The sequence below is a fragment of the Prosthecobacter algae genome (assembly GCF_039542385.1).
In the GTDB taxonomy this organism is placed as follows: Bacteria; Verrucomicrobiota; Verrucomicrobiia; order Verrucomicrobiales; family Verrucomicrobiaceae; genus Prosthecobacter; species Prosthecobacter algae.
Window position 1 is genome coordinate 630,124 of record NZ_BAABIA010000001.1, and the last position, 22,634, is coordinate 652,757.

Consider the following 22,634-nt stretch of genomic DNA (forward strand, 5'->3'; position numbering starts at 1 on the left):
AGCCTTAACCCCTCAAAGGCACCACCTTGCGGTCCAGGTCATGGCTTGCATGAATGTGGCGCACTGTGCCGCTGCGGGAGCGCATGAGGATGCTGTGGGTCTCCACCCGATGGCCGATGAGCTTCACGCCGGGGAGCAGCGGGCTGTCGCTGATGCCCGTGGCGCAGAAGAGGGCGCTTTCGCCCATGATCAGGTCATCGCTGCGGAAGACCTGGTTCATCTCGGCCTCGCTGGTGGTGAGGGCCACTTCCGCGCGGTGCGCCTCGTCGTGGAACCACATGCGCACATCCATGTCACCGCCCAGGCACTTCAGCGCAGCCGCGGCCAGCACGGCCTCCGGGCTGCCGCCCATGCCCACGTACATGTCCACACCGCTGTCTGGCAGGGAGGGTGCCACGGCGGCGGTGATGTCGCCATCGGTGATCATGCGTAGGGCCGCACCGCAGGAGCGCACCTCCTCAATGAGGGCGCCATGACGCGGGCGGTCCATGGTCACGACCACGACATCGCGCATGTTTTTGCCCAGGGCCTCGGCGACAAAGGCGATGACTTCCTTCAAAGGCATGTCCAGGAAACTACGGTCGCCTTTCTTCTGCAAAGCACGTTTCACCGCAGGGCCATAGGCCAGCTTGTGGCTGTAAAAGCTGGGGATGTTTTTCATCGCGCTCGGTGCCCCGTCCGGCTTCTGCGCAGCGGCGATGACGGAGATGCTGTTAGGCGTGCCCTTGGCAATGTTCGTGGTGCCGTCAATCGGATCGAGGGCAATGTCAAAACGCGGGCTGCCTGTCTTCCAGGTGCCCAGGTGCTCGCCCACAAAGATGCCGGGGGCATTGTCCTTGATGCCCTCGCCGATGATCACCTCTCCCCGGATGTCCAGGAGGTCGAAGACGCCGTAGATGGCGCTGCAGGCCGCCGCATCCGCCAGCTCCTTTTCACCTCGGCCTAACCAATGAATGGACTGAAGGGCTGCATTCTCCGTGGCACGCACGAATTCAAATTCGAGCACGCGTTCGAGGTCGAGAGGACTGCGCAGGGGCGGAAGGTTGGAGGACATGGTGGTTGGTTAGCGGAACAAGGCCCAGGCGACCCAGACTGCCAAGGACGGAAGTGTATCCGATTTGGCAATCCCTGTTCAGTTCCCGGCAAGATAGAAGCTGAGGGCAGGAATGGAAAACACCTTCACATTCATTTTCAGGTCTTGGCATGGCGGGTGGTTCCTGCCACTATTCACGGATGACCCTCCGCCCGCTGGCTGATCTAGATGCAGATCTGCGTCAGGTGCTCTCGCAGCGCCTGAGGGTGCGCTGGACCCATACCTCCACGGCCCTGGAAGGAAACACGCTGAGCGAGGGGGAAACTCTGGGCGTGCTGGAGTACGGCCTGACCATCGCAGGCAAGCCCCTGGCACACCACAATGAGGTGTTGGGCCATAGCCGGGCCATGGACCTGCTGGATCAAATGATTGGCCGAGCCCTGGCTCCGGCGGATCTTTTTGCACTCCATCAGGCTGTGCAGACGGCCGTCGTGGTGGATGCTTTTCAACCCGTGGGAGCCTGGAAGGTGGAACCGAATTCCACCCTGGCGAAGCAGGGCGGTAAAACGGTCATCAATGACACCTACGCCTTTCCGGCGGATGTCCCCGAGTTGATGAACGCCTGGCTGGCGGAGCTGAACCAGCGTTGTCTCGCAGATTCTGCTGACGGATTTGAAGACTATGTGTGGGCACACGCCACCTTTGTCCGCATCCATCCATTCGCCGACGGCAATGGCCGCATGGCGCGCCTGCTCGCAAATCTGCCTTTACTGAACCGTGGGCAGATGCCGCTTCTCATCCCTGCCGAACAGCGGCTGGCCTACATTGAGGCCCTCGCCACTTGGCAGCTCGCTTGCGGGCCCATGAAACGTGGCCAGCCTCTGATGGTGCAGGAGGAAAAACTGCAACCTTTCCAGGCTCTCTGTGTCGAAGCGCAGGCCGCTGCTCAAGCGATGCTGGACGAAGTACTGCAACTCCAACAAAAACGCCGTCTCTCATGATCCTTTCCGCCCAGCATCTGACCAAGAAGTTCCCTGGCGTCATCGCTCTCAAGGACGTGTCGTTCGACCTGCGGGCCGGGGAGATCCACGCGCTGTGTGGGGAGAATGGCGCAGGCAAAAGCACGCTGATCAAGCTGCTCTCCGGCATCCATCCGCATGGCAGTTATGAGGGACGCTTTGAGGTCGGCGGGGAGGAGGCGCGGTTTCATTCCATCTCGGATGCGGCGCGGGCGGGCATCGCCGTCATTTATCAGGAACTGGCGCTGGTGAATGAGATGACCGTGGCGGAAAACATCTTTTTAGGCAGCGAGCCGCGCCGTTTTGGCGGTTTCATTGACTGGCCCAAAATTCACCGCGAGGCCAAGGTGCTGCTGGATCGCTTCAAGGTGGACCTGGACCCCGCTGCGCGTGTGGGCTCCCTGGGCGTGGGGCAAAAGCAGCTCGTGGAAATCGTGAAGGCGTTGGCGAAGGATTCGAAGATCCTCATCCTCGATGAACCCACCGCCGCCCTGGCGGAGCATGAGGTGCTGATCCTCCTCGACATTCTCAAGGACCTCCGCGCACGAGGCATGGCCTGCGTGTACATCAGCCACAAGCTGGACGAAGTCTTCGCCATTTCTGACCGCATCACCGTCATCCGCGATGGCAGCAGCATCGTGACGAAGGATGCCCAGGCCATGACGAAGGCGGAGGTCATCCAGCACATGGTGGGGCGCGAAATCACCGACCTCTTTCCGCGCCGGGCCGCCACGCCAGGGGCCACGGTGCTGAAGGTGCAGGACCTTTCCGTGAAGGACGAGCAGGGCCTGCCACGCTTGCACGACATCAGCTTTGACCTCCGTGCGGGCGAGGTCCTGGGCATTGGTGGTCTCATGGGTGCGGGGCGCACGGAGCTTTTGATGCATCTCTTTGGGGCCTGGGGTCGCCGCAGCAGCGGCCAGGTGGAGCTGAGCGGGCGCAGCCTGGATGGCCTGCCCCCTGCGAAGATCCTGCGCGCCGGGCTGGCCCTGGTGAGCGAGGACCGCCGCCGTTATGGGCTGGTGATCGAGCAGGAAATCGGCTTCAACATGTCGCTCTCCTCGTTAGGCCAGTTCAGCCGCGCGGGTTTCGTCAATCGCAGCGAGGAGACTTTGCGTAACCAGGAGTATTTCAAAAACCTGCGCGTGAAAGCCACCGGGCTGGAGGCCATCGTGGGCCGCCTTTCCGGGGGCAATCAGCAAAAGGTGGTGCTGGGCAAGGCGCTGATGACTGGGCCCCAGGTGGTGATGCTGGACGAACCCACCCGCGGCATTGATGTGGGGGCCAAGCTGGAGATCTACGAACTCATCAATAAACTGACCGCCGAGGGCAAGGCCGTGCTGCTGGTCTCCAGCGAGCTGCCGGAACTCATCGGCATGAGCGACCGCATCCTGATGCTGAACGAAGGCCGCATCGGCGGCAGCTTCACCCGCGCGGAAGCCACGCAGGAAAAGCTGATGGAAGCAGCCATGGGACAGACCCTGGCGGCATGACAACAGCCTGCCAACAGGCTTTGGAATGACGACGTGCCGGACCTCCTGGAAGAGGATTTTTTTGCCATCATGCAAAAAGTACATCCACCTTTTCAGGGGACTCCGAATTACAAGCACACCTGGGGCATGCGGATGCGTCCGCCAGTCCTGGTGCATCAACCACATCATCATTATGAAAAAGTCCATTCTTACCCTCCTTGCCGCCTCCTCCCTTTTCGCCGTGAGCTGCAACAAGGAAAAAGCCGCCATCGACGACCGCAAGGACGCCGCCAAAGAATCCATCGAAGCGCAGAAGGATGCCGTGGAAAAGGCGGCTGAAGCTGCCAAGGACCAGGCCGATGCCAACGCCAAGATCGAGAAGGCCAACATCGAAGCCAACAAGGAAGCCGCCCAGGCCCAGGCTGAAGCTGACAAGAAGAAGGCCGAAGCCGCCGCCGAAGCTGAGAAGGCCCGCGTGGACGCCCAGCCGAAGTAACGGTCACATTTTAGTCTAGAATTTCCCCGTGTTCCGCCAGCCACAAGGCCCGCAGGACACGGGGCTTTTTGCGTCTAGGGAAAGGAGCTTTCCCTTTTTCAGGGGGCCTTGAAGCCGGGGGGGACGAGGTCTTTGACGGCAGCGGCGATGATCTCCTCGATGCCGGAGGCGAAGCGGTTCGGGCGGCCGTAGTAGATCATGGCCCCGGCGGCTTCGTAGCCGCCTTCTTCCCACACTCTCTGGGAGGGTATGTAGCAGGGCACGTCGTTGGTGTAGCTGTTCACCCAGGTGCGGTCGGGGGCGTGCTCCTTTTTGAAGCGGAGGGAGTAATCCACTACGACTTCGCCAGGGAGATTGATGGTGAGGAGGTCGTTGCCGAAGGTCCAGACCTGGACGGTGTAGGGCAGGGCGGCGAGGATCTTTTCACCACGATCCTGGAGGGCGAGGAAATGGCGGGCGTGCTGGGCGGTCCATTTGTTCGCATCCTGGCTGCGCTGCTGCCAGGTGGCGCGGTCGTGGGGAGTGTCGAAGGGCAGTTGCACCTCTTTGCTGGCGCAGGTGAGGGGGCCCAGGACGGGTTTCATCGGGGCATTGATGAGGCGCACGGCTTCCTTGGCCAGCTCCACACCGTGACGTTCCGCATGGGTCAGTTCGCGGCGCGGATAGGGGTTTTGGTCCGCCCCGCAGCCGATGGCGGTCATGGCGACAATGCCTGGAAAGCGGAGTTCGAGCTCCTTTTGCGCGCAGCCTGCCCAGTCCGGGTGAGTTTTGTTGATGGCGAGGGTGGTGCAGTGGCAGGCGTAGCTGCTGAAGATCGCTTGCAGCTTTCCCTCGGTATTGGTGACGCGGAGGACGGGGAGGGCGCGGTCCGTGGGGCCGTAGGGGTTGGGGCTGTTGGCGTATCCCTTGTCCGTTTTAAACCGCCGGTTCATGGCGAAGCTGACCTTGCCGGTGGACCAGTCGAGCCGGGCGGGCTGTTGCTTGGCCAGGGCTTCGGTGACGACGGTGACGAGCTTGGCGGTGAGCTCATCGGCATAGCGCTGCACGGCGGCCTGTTCTTCGGCGGGCAGTTCGGTGCCAAAGAGGAAGGGCAGCACGCCGGGCAGGGCGGGGGCGCAGTGGGTGTGGCTGGAGTGGAGGGAAAGGCGGCTGTCCTCGATGGGGTGACCGGCGGCCTGCAGACGTTTCAGCAGCTCGGCGCGCATGGTGGCGGGCACTCCGCAGTTGTCCACCGTGAGGATGACGGCGCTGGGGGTATCCTGCCAGGTGAGGGCCAGGGCTTTGGCATGGAGCCGCATCTGGATGCCCTCGTGGGGGCCGGTGCGGCTGCCGTAGCCGCTGAGGCGCACGGGGAATTCCGGCGTGATATCCACACTGGCGGCACCGGCTTTCCAGCCGGGCGTCTCGGCGGCCTGGAGGGAGGCGAGGAGCAGCCAAACGCACAGGCTTAAGCAATTTGCCAGATAGATTTTTAACCTCATCTGACAAGGTTGCAAAATACGGCCCCAGATTCCAAGGCTGGAATTGGGTATTTTCGCTCCGTTTTGTCCGCTTTTAGACCCTAAAGGTCATCTGAGGATTACTCCCCGTCATCTTCGGTCCACTCCTGCATGAGGCGGCCGAGTTTGCGCTTCAGGCCGACTTTAGCGGCGGCGGAGAGGCGGTCGATGAAGAGGATGCCATTGAGGTGGTCAATCTCATGCTGGAAGGCGCGGGCGAGGAGGCCATCGGTCTCCCAGGTCTGGGTTTGGCCATCCAGGGTCTGGAAGGTGACTTTTACGTCTTCACTGCGGCGGATGTCGCCACGCAAGCGGGGGAAGCTGAGGCAGCCCTCTTCATCCACATCCTTGTCCTTGCCGAGTTCGAGCTGGGGATTGAGGAAGATGACGGGCATGTGGGCTGGCATCTCAGCAGGCTGGCCATTGATGCGCAGGTAGGTGATGCACTGGGGATTGTGCGAGACATCAATGACGGCGAGCTGGATGTCGCGGGCCACCTGGGGGGCGGCGAGGCCCACGCCATTGGCGGCCTTCATCGTCTCGATCATGTCAGCCGAGAACTGGCGGATTTCATCGGTGACGTCCGTGACGGGGCGGCATTTGGCACGGAGGACGGGATCTGGGTAACGGACGATGGGCAGGACCATGGGGAAACGGGGCGAGAAAGAACGGGTGAGGGGCGGTTGGCGGCCTCTTTATTAGCCTGAAAGCGCGGCTTGGAAAATCTCTTTTATTGGGTGGCCGGGATGTTCGTGGCCCCTTGGCCACCGAGAATGCGGGCGGGGACGTCATTGACGGGGTGGCCCGCTTTGCGCAGGGCATCCCAGACTTTTAAAAGCAGCCCGAGAGAAGTCTTTTTATCGGCCTGGAGTTCCAGTTTGAGCGCAGGCTCGCGTTTTTTGAGGGCGAGGAGAGCGTCTGCCAGTTGGGTGATTTCCACCGGGGTGTTATCCAGAAAGATCTCCTCCTTCTCCGTGATGGCCAGGGCTTTGCGCACTTCTTGTACGGGGGCCGTCTCTCCCAGGGAATCGGAGGTGGGGAGGGTGATTTTGACCTGTTTTTTGGCGTCGTTGAAGCTGGTGGTGGCGATGAAAAAGATGAGAAGGATCACCATGATATCGATGAGCGATACGATGGGGATGGCCGGGACGGGGCGGCGACGGGGGCGCAGGTTCATCTCAGGCGTTCCGGTTCAGGGCTGCGGAATTGGGCCTCGCGCTTCACTTCGAAGTGGGCAAAGAAGGTCTGGATGGTCTCATGCAGGATGGACTCCAGGCGCACGGCGATGTTATCCAGCCGACGGACGAAGTAGGTGTGGGCCAGGACGGAGGGCACGGCCACGAACAGGCCCGCGATGGTGCAGCGCAGCGCCACGCCGATCTCCTTGGCAATGGTGGCGGTATCTGGCCCGGCATCGCTGCCAAAGGCGGAAAACATGCCGACGAGGCCGGCGGTGGTGCCCAGGAGACCCAGCAGCGGGGCGACGGTGACCATGACCTCCAAAATAGAGACGCCGCGCTCCAGGTGGTGCAGGTCTTCCTTGGCGCGGGCGGTGATGGTCTCCACACACTCCTGGCGGCTGGAAAAGGTGCCGCTGATGGCCAGGGCACCCAGGCTGGCCAGGAGGGAGGGGTCTTTTTCCAAGAACTCCTGCAGGGGCTTGATGTCACCCTTCTGGGCATACTTCGGCAGGCTGCGGAGCTGGCTGGCCACGGACGCGGGAAGCACCAGGTGATCCCGCAGCCGCAACCAGGCGGAGATCATGACCGTGACGGCGGCCATGGAGCACAGCACGATGAAGAGCATGACAAAGCCGCCAATCGCCAAAAAGTCCCAGATCTGAGTGAAAAGGCCGGGGCTGCTGCCAGCGGCGGCGGCGAGGAGGTGGTGGGCGTGCATTTAGTAGAGAATGACTTTGTATTCGGCCTTCTGCCTGCCGTCTTCCAGGGTGGACAGCAGATCCGCCGGGATGGGGGGAATCTGGGCATCCAAGATGGCGCGGAGGGTGAGCTCGCGCATGGCCGGGTCGGCATCGCGGGCATCGGAAAGGATGGTGAGATCCTGCGGCACGCCCTTCTTGTCCACATAGAAACGGAAGTGGACGTGACCGGTGCCGACATGGGTGCTGGCCTTCAGCATCTCCTGAAATTTCTGCTCGATGGCGGACTTGATCTTGGACTCGTAAAGGCCGCGCGGAGTGGCCACGGCATCCACGGCATTTTCACCTTCGCGACTGACGGAGCCCTCGGACTTGCTCATGCGGTCAAAGGCGGAGAAGTCGTCTTCGTCCGTGGGGTTCGTCATCAGCGGCGGGGTGTCCTCCGGGATGCGCACCTGGAGCTTGGCGGCGGGGGCCTGGGAGTCTTCGGCTTTGCGCACCTCCAGGGGCAGGCGGTTTTGGTCGGCGGGCATGTTTTCCGCCTCCGCTTTGGCGATCAGGTCGGGCAGGGGAGAGGCCGGCTTTGGCTGCGGCTTGGGGGTGAGGCTGCCGTCCTGATGCTCGCTGTTGTTGAGCTGGGGTTTGACGTCGGTGCGGCCATCCAGCGTGGGCATGGGCAGGGCGGTGGAGGTGGTGGGCGGCAGCATGCTGGCGGCCACGGTATTGCGGTCGGACTGGAATTGGGCGTTCTGGGGCGCGGTGGCCACGGCCTCATTCTGGGTCGTTTTGATGAAGAACTCCGGCGGCGGCGTGAGGGGTGGCGGTTCCGGGATGATCTGATCTGGAAAGATCAGCGTGACTTCGGGGATCTCTTCGACGGCCACTTTTTCTTCCGCCGCAAAATTCCGCCCAGCCTGGCTGCTGATGCCCCAGACGATGAGCAGCAGCAACAGGGCATGAATCGCCACGGAACCGGCGATGCCTGTTTGGAGATGCCTGTCGAGGGTGAGGGTCACAGGAAACTCCTACCATGCGCAAGCTGCGGCGGGAAGCAACCTTTTGGAAAGGCCCCATGCGGACAACCTTGGGAAAGCGGACGTGGCTCTGGCAGGGTTTCTCCCAGGCAGAGTGGCCCGGGGAGGCCGAAGTTTTTTCTTCCACGCGGCGCAGCCTGTGTTATGAGGCCGTGGTTCCATCTTCCGATTCCATGAAACTCTCCCTTCTGTCCCTGGTCGTATTGTCCCTCGCCTTTGTCTCAAGCTGCAGCACGGAGGAGCGCGATGGGCGCAAGTATTACGGTGCCAGCACCCCGCTGCAGAGCCGCATGGGCGTGCAGTTTGTGCGTGTGAAGACCACCAACCCCGAGCCAGCCCCGGCCACAGCTCCCGCAGCGGAAGGTCGTGTATCAGACGGCACCCTCTTTGGCAGCTTCGTGGGCAACAGCGACGAGCCTGCTGGCCTGCTGGACCGCAACCAGACCCCGGATGAACCCGGAGCCGAGTACCGCATCCACGCCCAGCAGTCCCCCAACCCGCTGGAAAGCCGCATGGGCGTGCGCGTCTCCCGCCGGAAGAAGTAAGCGGGCTTACCACCAGAGGGCATCGATCAGCACCGTCGCGACCATGGCGATGCTGATGCCCAGCCGGGCGATGAGCCCGACGCCGGTGCCCAGCAGCGTGCCCCAGGTGGACTTCACCGCCGGGGCCATGCGCTTTTTGGCAAAGACCAGCTCAAACAACAGCCCGCCCGCCAGAGGGCCGACGATGAAACCCAGCGGGGCGAAGAACAGCCCCACGATGCCGCCGACAAAAACTCCGGCGATACCCCAGCGACTGGCACCAAACCAGCGTGCGCCCATGGCCCCTGCCGCCATATCCACCACGTAGGCCAGCACCAGGAGGATGGACAGCAACACGATGCCCTGCCAGCTCATGGCGGATTCCGGCCGCAGAAAGGTGTGCAGGATGCCGGCGATGAAGATCAAAAACGGGCCCGGCAGCAGCGGTACGACGGAGCCGATGACGCCGACAAAAAGCAGGCAGCCGGTGAGCATCCACACGCCCATGACCTCAAACGGGATGCTGGTGAAAAACTGGGCCAAGGCATCCCAGGAGGAGGTGAGCCAATCAATCATGATGCCAGGAGATTTTGGTTTCAACGGGTTGCCGCATACTGCGTGGCCAGTTCAGCCCGGCCTTCGGCCAACCGAGGTACATCAGGCCCACACAGCGGTCTTCTGGTCGGATGCCTAACCAAGTTTGAAACTCTGCCGTGTCTAGCAGCGGCGGGGAGGACCAGAAGGAGCCCAGCCCGGCGGCGGTGGCGCTGAGCATGAGGTTTTGCAGGGCGCAGGAGATGGCCTCCAGTTCCTCCTGCACGGGGATCTTTGCCCCGCCATTGCGCTGCATCACGCAGGCGATGATGACGGGGGCCAGCAAAGGGTTATCCCCCATTTTTTTCAGCTTGTCCTCGCGGAACTCGGCGGCGGGCGTGGTCTGCTGGTAGAGGCTGCGCAGGCTGTCCGCCAGCCCCTGCCGGGCGGCCCCGCTGAAGACGTGGAAGTGCCAGGGTTCCGTCAGGCCATGATTGGGGGCCCAGGTGGCGTTCTCGATCAGCTCCGTCAAAAGCGCCGCATCCACGGGCCGCGCCGCATCCATGTCCACCGGCTTGATGGAACGACGATGGCGGATCAAAGTGGTGGTGTCAGTCAGGGAGGGCAAACTCATGCCGGGTAGAGTAGGATGGGGACGCGCAAACGTCCACTGCGGGCTGGTAAATCGAAGCCACGAGACCGCGTGGATGTCTGTGTCTCGGGGGAGGGCTGGTAATTCAGAATGTCATCGTTTTGTGCAAAGGTCCGTGGCATCCGCAGTTGACGGGTCTTTCTGGAGGACTAGCGTTCGACATGAAGAATGCGTATGACGAAGCCATTGATTTTCTGGCGGGAGGCGTGACGCCTGCGTCATTGATTGAGTTTCGGCCCAGCGAAGAAGCCCGCGCCCGATTTGAGGATTTGATCGCCAAAGAAAGACCGTGGGACTGTTGCCGGAAGAAACCGAGGAACTGGATCGGATGATGGAAATTGAGCGGCTGCTGAATTTGGCTAAAGCCAAGGCTCGCAGCAATTTGCGGTGAGAGGCTCAATCGATTCTCGTCCATGAGCGGAAGCTGGATCTTCCTACGGACTCGGCCCCCTTACGCTCCCCAAAGAATCTCCACCTGCTGCTTGTGCTGGTCGTGGGCGGGATTGAGGGCGCGGAGCTCGAAGACGAGTTTCTCTGGTGTGGCGTAGGCGATCACCCAGCCGTTGGGGCGGTCAGCACCAAAGGTGTAGGCCACAGGCGGCAGGTTGATGAGGTGGATGCCGGTGGCTTCGTGGCGGGACTGGGACCAGTTGTGCGTGTGGCCATAGACGAAGGCCTTCACTTTTTTGTGCTTGCCCAGCACCTGGAACATGGCGTCGCTGTCCATCATGCCGGTGTGCTTCTGGCCTTCTCCCGTGAGCGGCTGCTGGGGATTGTGATGGGCCATGACGACGGTGGGTTTGGCGGGCAGGCTGGCGAGTGTGCGGTCCAGCCAGCCGCGCTGCAGATCCCCCAGCACGCCGGGGGTTTTGTTCACCTCATCCAGCGTATCCAGCAGCACCCAGTTCATGGTGGCGCTGGAGAAAACGCTGACGTGTTTTCCCTCCACGGGCCGTGGGTCCTGCACGCTGGTCATGGCGGCGGTGAAGTTTTTGCGGTCGTCGTGATTGCCCAGGGTGCAGTGCACGGCCAGCCCGGCCTCGCGCAGGGGCTGGATGAGGCTGACGAAGGTATCGTAGTCGGAGGCCTGGCCACTGAGGTAGGCGCAGTCGCCATTGACGAAGACGCCGTAAGGTTTGCTGCCTAGCTTCAGCACCTGGTTGGCACAGCGGGTGAGGTTATCCCCCATGATGACACCCCGGGCCTCGGCCTTGGGATCGGTGGCGATGTGGGTGTCTGAAAACAGCACCCAGGACTCGGTGGCAGTGTTTTTGTCAGCCGCAGCCGCCCAGGTCGGGGCCAGGGCAGCAGCGAGGCTACCTTTGATCCATTGGCGACGGCTGAGGGCGGGCAGAGTGATAGGCATGGTGAAAAGGGGCAGTGAATTTCAGCAAAACGCTAGCGAGTGGCGGTCTCACTGGCAAGACAGCAGGGCTACGTTTGGAAATCGCTCTTTCCTTTCATGTTTCGCTTGGCATGATCGCCGCACTCACTCCCACGCATGGCCCCTGAAATCTCTGAAGTCGCCCGTTCTCTTGGCATCTCCGACGACCACCTTTCCCTCTTCGGACGGGACAAGGCCAAAGTCTCCCTGAAGGCGCTGGAGAATCCGAAACATCAGGGCAAGCTCATCCTCGTTTCCGCCATCACGCCCACCCCGGCAGGCGAAGGCAAGACGACGATGTCCATCGGCCTGGCCCAGGGGCTGAAAAAGATTGGCCAGAGTGTCGCCCTGGCGCTGCGGCAGCCCTCCATGGGCCCGGTGTTTGGCCGGAAGGGCGGTGCCACGGGCGGCGGCAAAAGCACGGTGCAGCCCGCCGAGTCCATCAACCTGCATTTCACGGGTGATTTTCATGCCATCACCAGCGCGCACAACCTGCTGTCCTCGGTGATCGATAACCAACTGTTCAACCAGCAGACCCGCCTGCGCCCTGAGGGCGTGCTGTGGAAACGGGTGATGGATGTGAATGACCGCGCCCTGCGCAGCATCCACACGGGCGTGGGCAAGGCGACGGAGCGCAGCAGCGGCTTTGACATCACAGCGGCCTCGGAAGTCATGGCCATCCTGTGCCTGTCTGAATCCCTGGCGGATCTGCGCGAGCGGCTGGACCGCATCGTCATTGGCTTCACGCCAGAGGGCGAGCCGGTCTTTGCCAAAGAGTGCCACATCACCGGCGCTCTCCTGGCGCTGCTGCGGGATGCGCTGCAGCCGAATCTGGTGCAGTCGGTGGAAGGCGTGCCCGCTTTTCTCCACGGGGGGCCGTTTGCCAACATCGCCCACGGTTGCAATTCTGTGCTGGCCACGCGCATGGCCCTGGCCCATGCCGACTATGCGGTGACGGAGGCCGGTTTCGCCTTTGATCTGGGCGGCGAAAAGTTCATGCACATCAAATGCCGCCAATCTGGTTTGCGTCCCGAGGCCATCGTCATCGTGGCCACCGTGCGCGCGCTGAAGATGCATGGCGGTGTGGAGTTGGACAGCCTCACCCAGCCAGATCCCACCGCGCTTTCTCGCGGTCTAGAAAACCTGGCCGCGCACCTGGACAGCGCGGCGCAGTTTGGCCGCCCGGTCATTGTCGCCATCAACAAATTCACCAACGACAGCGCGGAGGAGATCGCCCTCGTGCATGAGTTCTGCCAGGCGCGCGGCGTGCCCTGTGCCACGGCAGATGTCTTTGGCCAAGGCGGCGACGGAGCCATCGAGCTAGCGCAAAAGGTCCTCGCAGCCCTGCCAGCGGAGTCCACGCCGATGCCCTTCCTCTACGATGCCCACGCACCCGTGGAGGAAAAGCTGCACGCCATCGCCACCCGCGTTTATGGCGCCGCCGGCGTGACGCTGACGGATGCGGCGAAGGAAAAATTGGCGCTGTTTACCCGCAACCACTTCGGCCACCTGCCGCTGTGCATGGCCAAAACGCAAAACTCGCTCTCCGACGATGCGAAGAAACTGGGCCGCCCGCGCGGCTTTACCATCACCGTGCGCGACTTCGAAATCGCCCACGGGGCCGGTTTCCTCGTCGCCCTCACCGGCACCATGATGCGCATGCCCGCCCTGCCTAAAGTGCCAGCGGCGGAGCGCATCCAAGTCACCGAAGACGGGGTGATCCGAGGGATTTAGGGGCGAAATAACAACATCCATTTGCACCGGCCTTCCTCCTGCTTACAGGCCGCGCGTGCAAAAAGCTTTCGTACTCGGTGCAGGTCTGGGTGAGCGGTTGCGTCCTCTCACGGCGCAATTGCCCAAGCCGCTCATTCCGGTCTTCCATCAGCCGCTCATCACCTATGCCTTCGATCACCTGCGGGCCGCCGGCGTGCGGAGCTTTGTGGTGAACACGCACCACATCCCCGAAGCCTATGCGGAAGCTTTCCCTGAGGGTCAACATGCGGGGGCGCCCATCGCCTTTCGCAACGAGAGCCCGGTGCGTCTGGAAACAGCCGGGGGCATCGCCAATGTGCGCGACTTGCTGAATGAGGGGCCCTTCATCGTTTACAATGGCGACATCCTCACGGACCTGCCTTTGCAACCGCTGCTGAAGGAGCATCAGGACAAGGGCAATCTGGTGACGCTGGTGCTTCGTAGCCAGGGCCCGGCGCTTCACCTTTCGTATGATGAAAAAACGGGGCTGGTGACGGACATCCGCAACAAGTTAGGCACGGGCAGTGAAGGTGAATACCTTTTCACCGGCATCTATGCCTGCCAGCCGGAGATTCATGAGTGGCTGACGCCCGGCAAGGTGGAATCCGTGATCCCCATCTTCCTGCGCATGATCCAGGAAGGCGCACGACTCGGCGCGGTGGTCATTGATGACGGCCAGTGGTGGGATCTCGGCAGCCGTGCGGCGTATCTGGAGGCGCACCAGGCCCTGCATCAGCTCGGCACCGCCCCCGCACCGGCCATCCACCCCACCGCGCAGGTTTCACCCGAGGCGACTCTTCGTGGGCTGAATGTCATCGGGCCAGGGGCCGTGGTGGAAGCGGGCGCTGTGCTGGAGGACTGCATCCTCTGGCCGGAGGCCGTGGTGGCGGGCGGGGCAAACCTGAAGCAGTGCATCGTTCGCAGCGGCATCCGGGCCGAGGGGACGCACGCGGGCACGGATCTCTGATTCACGGCACCTTGCCTTTCTCCAGCATCAGCTCGGCGATCTTGCGCAGACTGGCCTCGCCCAGGTGGGCAAAGGGGGGCATCTGTGGCATCTCGGGGCGCTTCTTTCCAGGGGCCATGGCCCAGGTGACAATGCCTTCAGGATTGCCCGCGTAGATTTGGGCGATCTCCGTCAGCGGCGGACCCACGAGTTTGGTGTTAGGCGCATGGCAGGCGGCGCAGTTCATGAAGAGCTGATGGGCATCCGGTTCTGCGGGGGCAGGTTTGCCAGCCTGGGCTTTTTGAAATTCCGCCAGGGCGGCGGCATAACTTTGAGTGCGTTCTTGAATCGCCGCCTGATGCGGGCGCAGCGCGGCCTCACGGTACACGTGGCGACCACTGCCCATACCGAGGACGACGACGGTGAAGAGCGCGCAGATCCACCCGTAATGACGGCCGATTTGTTCGTCGCTGGCTCGCAGTTCGAGGGTGAGCACCATCAGCGTCAGCAGTCCCACGGCGGCACCGGAAAAGATGATGGCATAAAGCTGCGGGGTGATACCGGCGGCAGGCAGCGTGAAAAGCAGCAGGGGGCCGAAGCCGAACTGCGCCATTGTGACGAGCGCCGTCACGCGGTAAAAAATGCGCCGGAGCTCGGGACGGGCGAAGCCGGGCAGGTGGCTGAGGTCCGAGGACTTGCGGCCAAACCAACCCGCGAGAAACAGCCCCGTCATGGCGATGCTGGCGGCCATGAAATGCAGGTAACGCGGCAGCACATTGCCGATGCGCAGACTGGAGAAGAAGCCGCGCACCTTTTCCCATTCGCTCGGGAAGAGCATGAGGTTGATATTGGCCAGGAAGATCAGCGGGATGAACAGGAACAGCAGCATGGCGGCGATGCCGATGGCGTGGTGCAGCGTTTTCTTCGGGCCCTGCGCCCAGCGATCCCAGGTGTACTTGTGCAGGTAGGTCAGCAGAAAGGCCACCGTCACCAGCGGGACGATCATCAGCCAGGCATGGCCCGTGAGGGCATTGGCGGAATACCATTGCATCGTATAGACCAGATTGATGCACAGCAGCGGCCCGATGCCCATCACCACGGCGAGGCTTTTATTCACGGTCACTGTCTTGGCGATCGCGTGCGCCAGGGTGTCCCAGCGTTGGCGCTTGCGGCCCAGCCATTCCGCCACCACCACGAGGATGGAGCCGCCCACCATGAGGTTCACAAACAGGATGTGGACCAGGAAGAAAAGGACGAGCAGGGTCTTGAGCAAACCCTCGGGCAGGGGCAGTGGCAGCGGGAGATCGCGAGGGATGGGGGTATTGGCTAACAAAAAGGAGAGAGTCATAAAGGTCATTGTTGAGTCACGTGATTTTCTGCGGTGGCGGGCAAGGGCGCTGCCTCAATGCCGATGGTCTGGGCCCCCTGAAGAGGCTCGCGGGTGGTCCGCAGATGCTGGATGTAGGCGACCAGTGCCTGGGCCTCCTTTTCATTGCCAGGGAAGGGGGGCATGAAGGTGCGCGTCTGATGCATGCCCTGGATGAAGGTGAGCATGCCGCTGCTGTCCCAGGCCTTGTCATCGCCATACATGAGGCCGAATTTTTCGATGACGCCGTTCAGGCCCGTGGTGCTGTGGCAGCGGGAGCAGGCCAGCATGAAGATGTCCTGCCCGCACTCGACCCTGTTCGCCTCCGTCACCTCGCGATGCTTCACATAGGTGGCATGCTTCAGCAGGCCCTCGCTTTGCAGAAAGGCCAACTCATCCTTGTGCACGGCATTGGAGTAAAGGTAGTCGCCGATGACCCAGGGCTTGCGCATGAACTCGCGGGCCCGTTCAAAGTGCCCGAGCAGCCAGATGCCCATGAAGCTGGGGATGAGCAGGGCCCAGCGCGGCACGAGGGAAGAAAACGACAGGCCTGCAATGGCGATGACCAGGAAGGCACCCAACGTCCAGCCTAACAAACTGGCGAACTGCGAATGCCAGCCCATGAACTGCTGCGACAGCAGGGCCACGGCACTGTTCGCCTTCATCACCTCCGGCACATTGTGCCAATACCAGTTCCCGAACAGCAGGGTCATGACCAGGCTCACCAGCACCACGTGGGAGAGGCGATAGACCAGCCATTTCCTCAGGCGCTGCCCCTTCGGTTCCAGGCGGCTGGTATCCTTGGTAAAAAAGAACGAGGAGAACCACACAAACACGGCCCCGGTCATCAGCGCAAAGAAGGTGCGAAAGCCGAGCTGCGGCAGATAGAGGGGATTGGTCATCGCATCCCAAAAGGCGCGCGTCTGGCTCCACTCGCCCGGCTTCATCATGAAGCCCAACACTGCCACGATGAGGGCCATCGTGAGCCAGGACATGATGCTCAGCGCCAGGCCGATGCGGATGTGCTTTTTCTTCTTTTCCGGTGTGTCCGCCTTTTTCCAACTGAGGAACCACCACATGATCAACACCACTTCGGAGATGAAGACCAGCCACTCCATGAACCAGCCCCAAAAGAAGACGCGCAGCAGGCTGCCGATGGCAAAGGGCGCGAACAGAGAGGTGGAAAGCCAGATGCCCACGCCCGTCATGGCCCCCACGGTGGTGGTGACGATGAAGACGATGAAGGTGATCTTGTAAGCTAGCTCATCCACGTCCTTGCGCCCATGCTTGTGCGCCCACCACTCCATGAAGGTGAGGATGGGGTAAGCCCCCACGGCCAGAGGGTGATTGATCAGTACATGCAGACTGGCGATGAGGCCGATGATCAGCCGCCCACCCGCCACGTGGTCCAGATAATAGGAAGGAAAGTCCATGCCCGACTTTCAGGCGCCCGCTCCCTTTGAAAATGTGGCAAGATGCCGCAGCTCACATCTCCGGCGGCTGTTTGCTCAGCTTGCGCTGGAGGGTGCGGCGGTCGATGCCGAGGGCTTCGGCAGCGTGGGAGATATTGCCGTGGCAGTCGCTAAGGACACGCTGGATGTGCTCCCACTCCAGGCGGGCGAGGCTGGGCAGATCACTGGCAGCAGGGCGGGCGGATGTGGTGGTGTGACCTTGTAGGGCGGCGAGAACCTGATCGGCGCTGGCAGGCTTGAGTAGGTAGTCATCGGCCCCCAGGCGCACGGCTTCGATGGCATTGGGGATGCTGCCGTAACCGGTGAGGACGATGAGGCGCGCATGGGGCACCTGACGGCGCATCTCGGCGATGAGGCTCATGCCATTTTCCTGGCCTAACCGCATGTCTAGAACAATGCCGGAGGGGGAGGCACCAGAGCGGATCGTTTCCAGCGCGGTGGATCCATTCGCGGCCTGGAAAATCTCGCAGCCACGGCGGCGCAGGGCCATCGCGAGGGTGGTGCGGAAGCTTTCGTCATCTTCAATCAGGAGGACGGTCATCATGGCGCAGGTTGGGCGGGTGAAAGGCGAGGTAGGGAAAAGGAGACGCAGGCACCGCCTTCAGGCCGATTTTCCACCACCGCACTGCCCTGCATGGAGGCGGCGAGGCGGCGCACAAAGAACAGCCCGAGGCCCATGCCTTCTCCAGCAGCACGCGTGCTGCGAAAGGGCTCGCCCCAATGCGCCAGCATCTCGGTCGTGAAGCCGGGGCCACGATCCTCGACGATGAAGAAGATGTATCCATCTTGAAGCCGCACGCTCAGTTCCACGGGCAGATCATGGGAGGAAGAAAGAAGGGCATTGCGCAGCAGCACCAGCAGGGCTTCCCGCAGCCCTGCACAGGCCACCTGAGTGTGACGACTGTCTTTAGGCAGGCTCAAGGTGATGCGCTGCCGCTGAGTGGGCGGCAGGTCAGCCAGGGTAGTCTGGATCACGTGGCCGATCTCGCAGGGTGTGCTGGATTGGCCCAAAGCTTCCTGGCCCAGGGTGCGCAGACGTTGCAGCACCTCCTGGCAGCGGGCGGCTTCTTTCACCATCAGTGCAGCGGTTTCCGCATCGGGATGCGTCTGCATTTCTGCCGCGGCGAGGGCCAGGGTGCCGATGGGCGTAGCCAGCTCATGAGCAAAGCCTGTGGCAAGGGCGGCAACAGAGAGGAAGCGCTCTCGGGACTCCAGCTCCTGGCGCAGTTTTTGACGCTCCATTTGCAGCCGATGCGAACGCCTGCGAATGGCCACCAGCATGACCAAGACGAATGCACCAGCCAGGAAGAGCGCAGTGAACTGCCCATAAACCTGCATGGAGGGGGAAAGCGGACCTCCCTGCTGCAAACGCAGCGGCTGATGATGGATCAACAAAACGGCGGCGGCGCTGCCCATGAGCAGCCCCAGGCTGATGGCGGCGGAGCTGCGCAAAGCTACGGCGGCGAGGGTGAGCTGAACGAGGTAAAAAATGGCGAAAGGATTGGTTAGGCCGCCTGTCCAGTAGAGGAGGAAGGTGAGGGTGGCGGCGTCCCCCAGGAGCACGTGAAAAAAGCCACCGCCCAGGTGCTGCCCCGGCATTTGCCGATGCCACCAGGCCAGGATGACATTGCTAATCAGGGTGATCCCAAGGGCGATGCCACACGGCCCCCAGGGAATCTCCACGCCAAATTTTTCCGCCATGGCGAGGGTGAGCCCCTGGCCCAAAACGGCCAGCCAGCGCAGGAGGAGAAGCAGCCGCGAGGAGAGATCTGCCCCCACCCAAATCTCGCTCAGCCCCGTCCATCGCTGCCAAGAGGGCAGTCCGGGTGCTGCGTGGTGGGGGCTGGGGCGCATGCTGCATCATGGGCCGCCAGAGACGGATGTCCATGCCCTGCGGCAATTTGCCACAGAGGGGGGCACTGTGGAGATCATCCACGATATCAGTGTGGCAAGAGTAGTGCGGCGATGGCCATGAGGACCATGAGACCGTCTTCAATGATGGTGACGGTGGACATGGGCAGATTAAAAACGGTGCCCAGGCAAGCGCAGCGGATGGTTTTTTTGGATAGCACCGCCTGGAGTACTCCCAGCAAGCTCACCGCCATGACCAGTGCCGTTACAGCATTGACCACCGTGGGCTGGACATTCGCTAAATAGGCGAGGCCTAGGCCTAACTCTATGAATGGATAAACGAAACCATAAGCGGGGATGGCTTTGGCCACGAGGTCGTAGCTGCGATAGGCATCGGCAAAACCGCGCAGGTCCAGCAGCTTAAAAAAGGAGAAGGCGATGAAAAAGCCGCCCATGAAAAGCCGCATGGCCTCCCCCAAGTGAAAGCTGCCCTGAGCCCACGCGCTGGCCGCGATGATGGCCAAAAGATAGGCCAGGAGGATGATCAGCGGGCGGTAAGTCTGGGCATTCTTTTGTGGCAAGGCGGGCGGCGCGGCATCCATGGAAGTCTCCACTACGTGGTAGCGGCCATTGTCCAGCGGGGCCAGCCAGGCATTCATGTCTGCATCGCTCAAGGCGGTGGAGGTGCGAATGCGCGCCTCGGACGGGTCGAGTGTCACGGTGACTTCGGCGATGTCAGGATGCTGCTGGAGGCGGGTGGTGATTTTGGCCACACAACTGCCACAAGACAGGCCGACGAGAGGAAAGGTTTGGGGGAGATTCATGGGGGAGAGAAGGTTGGTTTGAGAAATAAGTCAGGGCAGGGGCGGTCTCACCCAATACCCGCCAAAAGAGGACGGGTATTGGGGCGGAAACAAGGCGCTACTTCTTCGGTGCCGCGTCCTTCACCTTCTGGGTGTATTTGGTGGGATCTTTTTTGAAGTCCTTGAGGCAGGCTTTGCAGCAGAGGTACACATCGGTGCCCTCATGCGTGACTTTGACGGGCTTGCCCATTTCACCGCCGAAGGGTTCATCGGAGACCACACACTTTTTCAAAGGGTAGTCGGCAGGAAGACCTTCAGGGGTTTTATCGGCAGCGGTGGCTAGGCTGACGCTGAAGAAAGCGGCGGCAAGGACGGTGAGGAAGGAGGTGCGTTTCATAAGGATGTATTTTTAGTTGTTTAGTTGGTTAGGTTTAGAGTTTGGCCATGTATTTGGCAGGGTTGGCGTCGAATTTTTTCACGCAGGGTTCGCAGCAGAATTTTACTTCCTGGCCTTGGTGTACTTTGGTCACTGGGGTGCCCATGCTACCTAGCTTGTTGTCGCTGACGATGCAGGTGCTCAGCGGGTAGGGCTTGGCACCGGCACTGCTGGTGGTGGAACAAGAGGCGAGGGTGAGGCCCAGAAAGGCGGTGGTGAGGAGGGTAGTGAGTTTCGTTTTCATGGATGTGGTTTGTTGGGTTTTTGAGACGATGACCAGGGTCATCAAAAGCGGATGAGCACCCCAGCACCGAGACCGAATTCGGAATGGTACTGGGTGATCAGGGAAGTGCTGCGGGTGAGGGTGTAGTCGGCCCCGGCGGTCCATTCCCAGCGGGTGCGGGTATCGTATTCCACCCTGCCAAAGACACCCAGGCGCGGGGTGAGCTGGAAGCGTCTCGCCAGGCCGATACGGGCGTCGCCTTCACTATCCAGGCTCAGGCTGGCCCAGGTCATGAACGGCAGGCGGTAGTTGAGGCCAATGACGGCGCGGTCTTCGGCATCCGGATCATTGGTTAGGCGGGCGCCGATGAAGGCTTGGAAGTTGGCGTTGAAATACCGCTGGTAGAGGGCATCCACCTCGTATTGGGTTTTATCCACGCCTACCCAGCCGATTTCCCAACTCAGCAGGAGGTCGTTCTTCGGGTTCATCCAGGTCAGCAGGCCCTCGCTCATGTGACTTTGAATGGAGGCCGCGCCCCACACGTAGGCCATGTCATGACTGTGTTCGCCCAGGCCTGCGGCATGGTGCAGGCTGTGATCTTCGGCGTTCATGGAAGTAGGCTGTGCCGAGGATGCGGTGGCCGTTTCGCCGTGGCCCATCATCGGGGACGCGTTGCCTGGGGCATCTTCATAGCGGAAGATGCGGGCCATGCCGCTCATCATGTGGTAGAGGATGTGGCAGTGGAACATCCAGTCCTTTTCTTCATTGGCTTCAAACTCCACGATGCGGCTGGTCATGGGCGGCACGTCCACGGTGTGCTTCAGCGGTGAGCGCGCCCCCTGACCCATGAGCAGGCGGAAAAAGTGACCATGCAGGTGGATGGGGTGATGCATCATCGTGTCATTGATGAGCTCCAGCTCAATGATCTCGCCCTTCTTGATCATGACGTAAGGCTCTTGGGCGATGGTCTTGCCATCGAAGGACCAGATGTAGCGGTTCATGTCGCCGGTGAGATGCAGGGTGACTTTCCGGCGCGGTAATTTCGCGGGCAGCGTGGTATCCTGCGGGGCACGCAGCAAACGGTAGGGGGAACCAGGGCGAGGGAGATTCAGCGAGGCGCGTGGATCGTCCTCCTTTTCCTCCAGGGCCAGGTTCAGCATCTCGTCCATCTTGTAAAGGTTAGGCCGGGGTGGATCGCTGGCGGGTGTGAGCTTGCCTTCACCGAAAAAGGCGGAGGCATGGCCGCTGCCATCCTGGGTGGTGGCGCGCAGTTCATACTGGCCGCTGGCGGGGATGGTGATGAGGACATCGTAGGTTTCGGCAATGGCCATGAAAAGCCGCTCCACCTTCACAGGCTCGACGGGTGGGCCATCGGCTGCCACAATGGTCAGCGGCCCAGCGGAGGAGTGCAGGTAAAAGTAGGTGGCGGCGGAGGCGTTGATGAGGCGCAGGCGCACGCGCTCGCCCGGTTTTCCGCTGATCTGGGTGCTGCGCTGGCCATTGATCAAAAAAGCGTGGTAGCCCACATCGGACACATCCATGGGAGGCATGCGTGACCATTCGCGCTTGAAGTAATCCTTCAGCATGCCCTTCTGCGCCGCGCCCAGGATGGACTGTGAATTCCGCCGCATGAGACCGAAGTAATCACTGCCACGCATGAGCATGCGCTGCACTTCGTGAGGATGCAGGTCCGTCCAGTCAGAGAGCAGCAGCACCTGTTCCCGGTCGGCCTTCACAGGCTCGCCACCGCGTGGCGTGACGACGATGGAGCCATAGACGCCGCTTTGCTCCTGCAAGTGGGTGTGGGAATGGTACCAGTAGGTGCCGGAGTGGCGCAGCTCAAACTCGAAGGTGTGCGTCTTACCCGGCAGGATGGGAGGTGTGGTCACATGCGGGACGCCATCCTCCTGGTTAGGCAAAAGCAACCCATGCCAGTGGGTGGAGGTCTCTTCGTCCTTGAGCTGGTTGTGCACGCGGATGCGGGCAAAGTCACCTTCGCGAAAGCGCAGCGTTGGGCCGGGGATGCCGCCATTGATGGTGAGACCGCGCACGGGTTTGCCCGCCGGGCTGACGGTTTGTTCCGTGATGTAGAGATCATACTCGACCAGCGGCCCAGTGAGAGGGCGGCGGGTCTTGCAGTCGTCACAGGCCAATGCGGCTGCGGGCAGCGCGAGCGCTGCGAATGCTAAAAGGAATTTCATGAGTGTCTGAGTCGTCGAAGGTTCGTGGAACCGATGCCCAGCCACGTGCATCCCGGGC

24 protein-coding genes are annotated in these 22,634 nt (G+C 61.7%); 6 read left to right on the forward strand and 18 right to left on the reverse strand.

The genetic code is table 11. From position 1 onward, the window contains the following. Positions 1–4 precede the first annotated feature (4 nt). Entirely contained in the window at positions 5–1,054 is a 1,050-nt protein-coding gene (glpX, locus tag ABEB25_RS02500) for a class II fructose-bisphosphatase (protein WP_345734803.1), read from the reverse strand. Between the two features lie 179 nt (positions 1,055–1,233). Between glpX and ABEB25_RS02505 the strand changes: the two genes are divergently transcribed. From ABEB25_RS02505 to ABEB25_RS02515, 3 genes are all read left to right on the forward strand, one after another. Beyond that, the gene (locus tag ABEB25_RS02505) at positions 1,234–2,034 is read left to right on the forward strand and encodes a Fic family protein (RefSeq protein ID WP_345734804.1); all 801 of its coding nucleotides are present in this window, start codon (positions 1,234–1,236) and stop codon (positions 2,032–2,034) included. Then, a complete protein-coding gene (locus ABEB25_RS02510) occupies positions 2,031–3,545 on the forward strand; it encodes a sugar ABC transporter ATP-binding protein (protein WP_345734805.1) in 1,515 nt (504 codons plus the stop codon). The genes ABEB25_RS02505 and ABEB25_RS02510 overlap by 4 nt, the downstream gene beginning before the upstream one ends. A gap of 172 nt (positions 3,546–3,717) precedes the next feature. Continuing rightward, positions 3,718–4,020 (forward strand): hypothetical protein, encoded by a 303-nt coding sequence (locus tag ABEB25_RS02515; protein WP_345734806.1) that lies wholly within the window; start codon positions 3,718–3,720, stop codon positions 4,018–4,020. A 98-nt stretch (positions 4,021–4,118) separates the two neighbouring features. On the opposite strand, the gene ABEB25_RS02520 is transcribed toward ABEB25_RS02515, so the two are convergent. The 5 genes from ABEB25_RS02520 to ABEB25_RS02540 all read right to left on the reverse strand — a co-directional run bounded on the left by ABEB25_RS02520 (position 4,119) and on the right by ABEB25_RS02540 (position 8,414). Further along, positions 4,119–5,501: a neutral/alkaline non-lysosomal ceramidase N-terminal domain-containing protein gene (locus ABEB25_RS02520; RefSeq protein ID WP_345734807.1), complete on the reverse strand. Its 1,383-nt coding sequence runs from the start codon at positions 5,499–5,501 to the stop codon at positions 4,119–4,121. Between the two features lie 98 nt (positions 5,502–5,599). Next, entirely contained in the window at positions 5,600–6,166 is a 567-nt protein-coding gene (def, locus tag ABEB25_RS02525; protein WP_345734808.1) for a peptide deformylase, read from the reverse strand. 83 nt (positions 6,167–6,249) lie between these two features. Beyond that, positions 6,250–6,696 (reverse strand): ExbD/TolR family protein, encoded by a 447-nt coding sequence (locus ABEB25_RS02530; protein ID WP_345734809.1) that lies wholly within the window; start codon positions 6,694–6,696, stop codon positions 6,250–6,252. Then, on the reverse strand, positions 6,693–7,418 hold the full coding sequence (locus tag ABEB25_RS02535; protein ID WP_345734810.1) for a MotA/TolQ/ExbB proton channel family protein: 726 nt from the start codon (positions 7,416–7,418) through the stop codon (positions 6,693–6,695). Before ABEB25_RS02535 ends, ABEB25_RS02530 begins: the two co-directional genes overlap by 4 nt. Then, positions 7,419–8,414, reverse strand: coding sequence for a hypothetical protein (locus tag ABEB25_RS02540; RefSeq protein ID WP_345734811.1), 996 nt, complete (start codon positions 8,412–8,414; stop codon positions 7,419–7,421). Positions 8,415–8,605: 191 nt separating this feature from the next. Between ABEB25_RS02540 and ABEB25_RS02545 the strand changes: the two genes are divergently transcribed. Beyond that, positions 8,606–8,977, forward strand: coding sequence for a hypothetical protein (locus ABEB25_RS02545; RefSeq protein ID WP_345734812.1), 372 nt, complete (start codon positions 8,606–8,608; stop codon positions 8,975–8,977). Positions 8,978–8,983: 6 nt separating this feature from the next. Here the strand turns inward: ABEB25_RS02545 and ABEB25_RS02550 are convergent, their stop codons facing one another. From ABEB25_RS02550 to ABEB25_RS02565, 4 genes are all read right to left on the reverse strand, one after another. Further along, positions 8,984–9,532 (reverse strand): DUF456 domain-containing protein, encoded by a 549-nt coding sequence (locus ABEB25_RS02550; protein WP_345734813.1) that lies wholly within the window; start codon positions 9,530–9,532, stop codon positions 8,984–8,986. Further along, positions 9,525–10,124, reverse strand: a complete 600-nt coding sequence (locus ABEB25_RS02555; protein ID WP_345734814.1) for a nitroreductase family protein — start codon at positions 10,122–10,124, stop codon at positions 9,525–9,527. The genes ABEB25_RS02550 and ABEB25_RS02555 overlap by 8 nt, the downstream gene beginning before the upstream one ends. A 103-nt stretch (positions 10,125–10,227) precedes the next feature. Next, positions 10,228–10,557, reverse strand: a complete 330-nt coding sequence (locus tag ABEB25_RS02560; RefSeq protein ID WP_345734815.1) for a hypothetical protein — start codon at positions 10,555–10,557, stop codon at positions 10,228–10,230. 36 nt (positions 10,558–10,593) lie between these two features. Then, positions 10,594–11,508 (reverse strand): metallophosphoesterase family protein, encoded by a 915-nt coding sequence (locus ABEB25_RS02565; protein ID WP_345734816.1) that lies wholly within the window; start codon positions 11,506–11,508, stop codon positions 10,594–10,596. Between the two features lie 135 nt (positions 11,509–11,643). Here ABEB25_RS02565 and ABEB25_RS02570 point away from each other — a divergent pair, with 135 nt between their 5' ends. Beyond that, on the forward strand, positions 11,644–13,260 hold the full coding sequence (locus ABEB25_RS02570) for a formate--tetrahydrofolate ligase (RefSeq protein ID WP_345734817.1): 1,617 nt from the start codon (positions 11,644–11,646) through the stop codon (positions 13,258–13,260). A 55-nt stretch (positions 13,261–13,315) separates the two neighbouring features. Further along, positions 13,316–14,245, forward strand: coding sequence for a sugar phosphate nucleotidyltransferase (locus ABEB25_RS02575; RefSeq protein ID WP_345734818.1), 930 nt, complete (start codon positions 13,316–13,318; stop codon positions 14,243–14,245). A gap of 1 nt (position 14,246) precedes the next feature. On the opposite strand, the gene ABEB25_RS02580 is transcribed toward ABEB25_RS02575, so the two are convergent. The 8 genes from ABEB25_RS02580 to ABEB25_RS02615 all read right to left on the reverse strand — a co-directional run bounded on the left by ABEB25_RS02580 (position 14,247) and on the right by ABEB25_RS02615 (position 22,576). Continuing rightward, positions 14,247–15,572 carry a c-type cytochrome gene (locus ABEB25_RS02580; protein ID WP_345734819.1) on the reverse strand — a complete coding sequence of 442 codons (1,326 nt, stop codon included), beginning with the start codon at positions 15,570–15,572 and terminating at the stop codon, positions 14,247–14,249. A 5-nt stretch (positions 15,573–15,577) separates the two neighbouring features. Beyond that, positions 15,578–17,023 carry a cytochrome c gene (locus ABEB25_RS02585; RefSeq protein ID WP_345734820.1) on the reverse strand — a complete coding sequence of 482 codons (1,446 nt, stop codon included), beginning with the start codon at positions 17,021–17,023 and terminating at the stop codon, positions 15,578–15,580. Positions 17,024–17,075: 52 nt separating this feature from the next. Further along, positions 17,076–17,606 (reverse strand): response regulator transcription factor, encoded by a 531-nt coding sequence (locus ABEB25_RS02590; RefSeq protein ID WP_345734821.1) that lies wholly within the window; start codon positions 17,604–17,606, stop codon positions 17,076–17,078. After that, positions 17,603–18,916 carry an ATP-binding protein gene (locus tag ABEB25_RS02595; RefSeq protein ID WP_345734822.1) on the reverse strand — a complete coding sequence of 438 codons (1,314 nt, stop codon included), beginning with the start codon at positions 18,914–18,916 and terminating at the stop codon, positions 17,603–17,605. The genes ABEB25_RS02590 and ABEB25_RS02595 overlap by 4 nt, the downstream gene beginning before the upstream one ends. Before the next feature lie 86 nt (positions 18,917–19,002). Then, positions 19,003–19,737, reverse strand: coding sequence for a heavy-metal-associated domain-containing protein (locus ABEB25_RS02600; protein WP_345734823.1), 735 nt, complete (start codon positions 19,735–19,737; stop codon positions 19,003–19,005). A gap of 97 nt (positions 19,738–19,834) precedes the next feature. After that, positions 19,835–20,113: a TRASH domain-containing protein gene (locus ABEB25_RS02605; RefSeq protein ID WP_345734824.1), complete on the reverse strand. Its 279-nt coding sequence runs from the start codon at positions 20,111–20,113 to the stop codon at positions 19,835–19,837. Between the two features lie 34 nt (positions 20,114–20,147). Continuing rightward, positions 20,148–20,396: a hypothetical protein gene (locus ABEB25_RS02610; RefSeq protein WP_345734825.1), complete on the reverse strand. Its 249-nt coding sequence runs from the start codon at positions 20,394–20,396 to the stop codon at positions 20,148–20,150. 41 nt (positions 20,397–20,437) lie between these two features. Beyond that, entirely contained in the window at positions 20,438–22,576 is a 2,139-nt protein-coding gene (locus ABEB25_RS02615) for a multicopper oxidase domain-containing protein (protein WP_345734826.1), read from the reverse strand. Positions 22,577–22,634: the final 58 nt, after the last annotated feature.

Coding starts and splice junctions, on each gene's coding strand:
- ABEB25_RS02565 (WP_345734816.1), bottom strand. CDS start 11,508: ATGCCTATCACTCTGCCCGCCCTCAGCCGTCGCCAATGGATCAAAGGT.
- ABEB25_RS02590 (WP_345734821.1), bottom strand. CDS start 17,606: ATGATGACCGTCCTCCTGATTGAAGATGACGAAAGCTTCCGCACCACC.
- glpX (WP_345734803.1), bottom strand. CDS start 1,054: ATGTCCTCCAACCTTCCGCCCCTGCGCAGTCCTCTCGACCTCGAACGC.
- ABEB25_RS02555 (WP_345734814.1), bottom strand. CDS start 10,124: ATGAGTTTGCCCTCCCTGACTGACACCACCACTTTGATCCGCCATCGT.
- ABEB25_RS02595 (WP_345734822.1), bottom strand. CDS start 18,916: ATGCGCCCCAGCCCCCACCACGCAGCACCCGGACTGCCCTCTTGGCAG.
- ABEB25_RS02570 (WP_345734817.1), top strand. CDS start 11,644: ATGGCCCCTGAAATCTCTGAAGTCGCCCGTTCTCTTGGCATCTCCGAC.
- ABEB25_RS02530 (WP_345734809.1), bottom strand. CDS start 6,696: ATGAACCTGCGCCCCCGTCGCCGCCCCGTCCCGGCCATCCCCATCGTA.
- ABEB25_RS02550 (WP_345734813.1), bottom strand. CDS start 9,532: ATGATTGATTGGCTCACCTCCTCCTGGGATGCCTTGGCCCAGTTTTTC.
- ABEB25_RS02580 (WP_345734819.1), bottom strand. CDS start 15,572: ATGACTCTCTCCTTTTTGTTAGCCAATACCCCCATCCCTCGCGATCTC.
- ABEB25_RS02515 (WP_345734806.1), top strand. CDS start 3,718: ATGAAAAAGTCCATTCTTACCCTCCTTGCCGCCTCCTCCCTTTTCGCC.
- ABEB25_RS02560 (WP_345734815.1), bottom strand. CDS start 10,557: ATGGACGAGAATCGATTGAGCCTCTCACCGCAAATTGCTGCGAGCCTT.
- ABEB25_RS02505 (WP_345734804.1), top strand. CDS start 1,234: ATGACCCTCCGCCCGCTGGCTGATCTAGATGCAGATCTGCGTCAGGTG.
- ABEB25_RS02615 (WP_345734826.1), bottom strand. CDS start 22,576: ATGAAATTCCTTTTAGCATTCGCAGCGCTCGCGCTGCCCGCAGCCGCA.
- ABEB25_RS02520 (WP_345734807.1), bottom strand. CDS start 5,501: ATGAGGTTAAAAATCTATCTGGCAAATTGCTTAAGCCTGTGCGTTTGG.
- def (WP_345734808.1), bottom strand. CDS start 6,166: ATGGTCCTGCCCATCGTCCGTTACCCAGATCCCGTCCTCCGTGCCAAA.
- ABEB25_RS02600 (WP_345734823.1), bottom strand. CDS start 19,737: ATGAATCTCCCCCAAACCTTTCCTCTCGTCGGCCTGTCTTGTGGCAGT.
- ABEB25_RS02545 (WP_345734812.1), top strand. CDS start 8,606: ATGAAACTCTCCCTTCTGTCCCTGGTCGTATTGTCCCTCGCCTTTGTC.
- ABEB25_RS02610 (WP_345734825.1), bottom strand. CDS start 20,396: ATGAAAACGAAACTCACTACCCTCCTCACCACCGCCTTTCTGGGCCTC.
- ABEB25_RS02605 (WP_345734824.1), bottom strand. CDS start 20,113: ATGAAACGCACCTCCTTCCTCACCGTCCTTGCCGCCGCTTTCTTCAGC.
- ABEB25_RS02585 (WP_345734820.1), bottom strand. CDS start 17,023: ATGGACTTTCCTTCCTATTATCTGGACCACGTGGCGGGTGGGCGGCTG.
- ABEB25_RS02510 (WP_345734805.1), top strand. CDS start 2,031: ATGATCCTTTCCGCCCAGCATCTGACCAAGAAGTTCCCTGGCGTCATC.
- ABEB25_RS02535 (WP_345734810.1), bottom strand. CDS start 7,418: ATGCACGCCCACCACCTCCTCGCCGCCGCCGCTGGCAGCAGCCCCGGC.